The 2726-nt window shown below is 30.9% G+C and carries 3 protein-coding genes; all 3 read right to left on the bottom strand.

Annotated elements, in window-relative coordinates:
- Genes Q0370_RS02885 through Q0370_RS02875 form a run of 3 tightly spaced genes read right to left on the bottom strand, consistent with a single transcriptional unit; the run spans position 1 to position 2614 of the window.
- Entirely contained in the window at positions 1-816 is an 816-nt protein-coding gene (locus Q0370_RS02885; RefSeq protein WP_299571879.1) for a MetQ/NlpA family ABC transporter substrate-binding protein, read from the bottom strand.
- A 46-nt stretch (positions 817-862) separates the two neighbouring features.
- Positions 863-1495: a methionine ABC transporter permease gene (locus Q0370_RS02880; protein WP_299571881.1), complete on the bottom strand. Its 633-nt coding sequence runs from the start codon at positions 1493-1495 to the stop codon at positions 863-865.
- A 45-nt stretch (positions 1496-1540) separates the two neighbouring features.
- Positions 1541-2614 carry a methionine ABC transporter ATP-binding protein gene (locus tag Q0370_RS02875; protein ID WP_299571877.1) on the bottom strand — a complete coding sequence of 358 codons (1074 nt, stop codon included), beginning with the start codon at positions 2612-2614 and terminating at the stop codon, positions 1541-1543.
- Positions 2615-2726: the final 112 nt, after the last annotated feature.

Genomic DNA, 2726 nt, shown 5'->3' with positions numbered 1-2726 from the left:
CTAAAACACTGGAACAATTACATCTTTATATTTTTCTTCCATATATTTTTTTACTTTTTCACTTTGTAATACCTTTAACAGTTTCTGAATTCTAGGATCATTTTCATTTCCTTTCAATGTTGCAAGGACATTTGCATAAGGTGAATCTTTATCTTCTTTTACAAGTCCGTCTTCTTTATATGACAATCCTGCATTTAATGCAAAACTGCTATTTACAATTGAAGCAGCAACTTCAGGTAATCTTGGCGGAAGCTGTTCTGCTGAAAGCTCTTCAAATTTTATATTTTTTGGATTGCTTACAATATCTTTTAATGTTGCATCCACATTCTTGTTATTATTTAATTTTATAATTCCAGCTTTATCAAGTAAAATTAATGCACGTCCTCCATTTGTTGGATCGTTAGGAATAATTAAAGTATCTCCATTTTTTAAGTCGTTAATATTTTTTATTTTTTTAGAATATAATGCCATTGGCTCCAAATGAATATTTCCAACTGCTGACAATCCAATATTATTTTTCTTTCCAAAATCATTCATATATGGAACATGTTGGAAGAAGTTTGCATCTATACTTTTGTCTGCAAGTGCCTTATTTGGCTGAACATAGTCATTAAATTTAACTATTTCAAGTTCAATCCCTTCTTTTTTCAGGTCATCCTTTACCAAATTCAATAATTCAGCGTGAGGAACTGGTGTCGCACCTACAATTAATTTTTCAGTTTTTCCTGATGGAGCTCCTCCTTTTGATTCTGTTCCTTTACTTCCGCAAGCTACTAAAAATAACGCTGTTACTAAGACTAATAAAATTTTTTTCATAAAACCATCTCCTTGCTGTATTTATATTATTAAATTAAACTCTTTTTCACTTATTCATCAACATTTTTACAATACTGTTTCCAATAAACTGTATAATTTGTACAAGTACGATTATAACAATTGTCGCCTGCCACATTACTTCTGGCTTAGATTTTTGATAACCATCAATTACAGCAGCATTTCCAAGTCCACCACCACCGATTGTCCCAGCCATCGCAGAATATCCAATCAGACTGATTAATGTTAATGTCAAGCCATGAACAAGTGCAGGAAGTGCTTCTGGTATCATTACTTTAAAAATAATTTCAGAAACTGTTGCACCCATAGATTTTGAAGCTTCAATAAGCCCATCATCTACTTCCTTTAACGCTCCTTCTATGATTCTTGCTACAAATGGCGCAGAGCCTAACGAAAGTGGAACAATAAACGCAATACTTCCATAAGATTTATGAACAAGCATTCTTGAAAGCGGTATTAATAAAACCATCAGGATTATAAATGGAATTGATCTTGTAATATTTACAATAATCATATCTAATATTTTATGAATTGTTTTATTTGGCTTTACACCCTTTTCATCAGATGTAACAAGTAGAATTCCAATTGGCAGTCCGATAATTAATGCTATAATTGTCGAAACAAATACCATATAAATTGTTTCCCAAAGGGGTTCAGCCATATTTTGAAATTGTAAAAATTTAATCCAGTCAAATCTTACTCCCATTTATACCACCTCCGAATCTATTTTATTTTCTTTCAGCCATTCAATAATATCTTTTGCTTTTTCTTCATTTGCCGAGATTTCTATTAATAAATTTCCAACGATAATATCCCCTACCTTATCAATAAATCCACTTAGAATATTTACTTCAACATCATATTTACGAATAATTTTTGCAATATATGACTCGTTTACCTGTTCTTCGTTATATTTAAGGCTTAGACGTAATTTTCCATTATTTTCTTCACGGCTCTTTATCTCTTCTTCTGTTCTAAATTCTTCGTGTGAAATATTTTGTACGAATTCTTTTGCCAGTTCTGTTTTTGGATTTAGGAAAATCTCTTTTGTTTCGCCTTTTTCAATAATTTGTCCATCTGACATAATTGCAGCTTTATTACAGATCTTCTTTATAACCTCCATTTGATGAGTAATCAAAATTATAGTTATTCCAAACTTTTTATTTATATCCTTCAACAGTTCCAGAATAGAATTAGTCGTTCTTGGATCAAGTGCTGATGTTGCTTCATCTGAAAGCAGTAATTGGGGATTATTTGCTAATGCCCTAGCTATCGCCACACGTTGCTTCTGACCTCCTGAAAGTTGTTCGGGATAATTTAACTTTTTATCTGAAAGCCCCACAATTTCAAGCAGCTCATCCACTCTTTTTTTTATATCTCTTTTTTTCCATCCTGAAATTTGCAATGGAAAAGCTATATTGTCAGCAACATTTTTTGAATTTAGCAAATTAAAATGCTGAAAAATCATACCAGTTTTTTTTCTATATTCTCTCAAAAGCCTTGTATTAAATTTTAGAATATTTTTATTCTCATATCCAAGACTTTTTTTCTTTTTACTGTCAACAATTTCATGTCTTACTAAAATTTCTCCAGAAGTAGGTTCTTCCAGCCTATTAAGAAGCCTTATAAGAGTAGACTTACCAGCTCCACTAAGCCCCATAATTCCATATATATCGCCTTGCTCAATGTCAAGACTTACATCGTTTACAGCTAGCAATTCTTGTCCATTATTAAGTTTATATTTTTTTACCAAATTCCTTATCTTAATAAAACCGTCCATATTTCACCTCATTTTCATTTGTTTTACCTTATTCTTACTTTCTATAGTTAAAAAGATTATATTATTTATTCCTTTAAAAGTCAACTAACTATTTTAAATACTTTTTTATATT

The sequence above is a fragment of the uncultured Leptotrichia sp. genome (assembly GCF_938036635.1).
GTDB lineage: Bacteria > Fusobacteriota > Fusobacteriia > Fusobacteriales > Leptotrichiaceae > Leptotrichia > Leptotrichia hongkongensis.
The sequence above is the reverse complement of the archived record's forward strand: the minus strand, read 5'-3'. Positions and strand labels throughout refer to the sequence as shown.

Excerpts from the sequence above, each read along its gene's own strand:
- Q0370_RS02885 (WP_299571879.1), bottom strand. The coding sequence starts at position 816 with ATGAAAAAAATTTTATTAGTCTTAGTAACAGCGTTATTTTTAGTAGCT.
- Q0370_RS02880 (WP_299571881.1), bottom strand. The coding sequence starts at position 1,495 with ATGGCTGAACCCCTTTGGGAAACAATTTATATGGTATTTGTTTCGACA.
- Q0370_RS02875 (WP_299571877.1), bottom strand. The coding sequence starts at position 2,614 with ATGGACGGTTTTATTAAGATAAGGAATTTGGTAAAAAAATATAAACTT.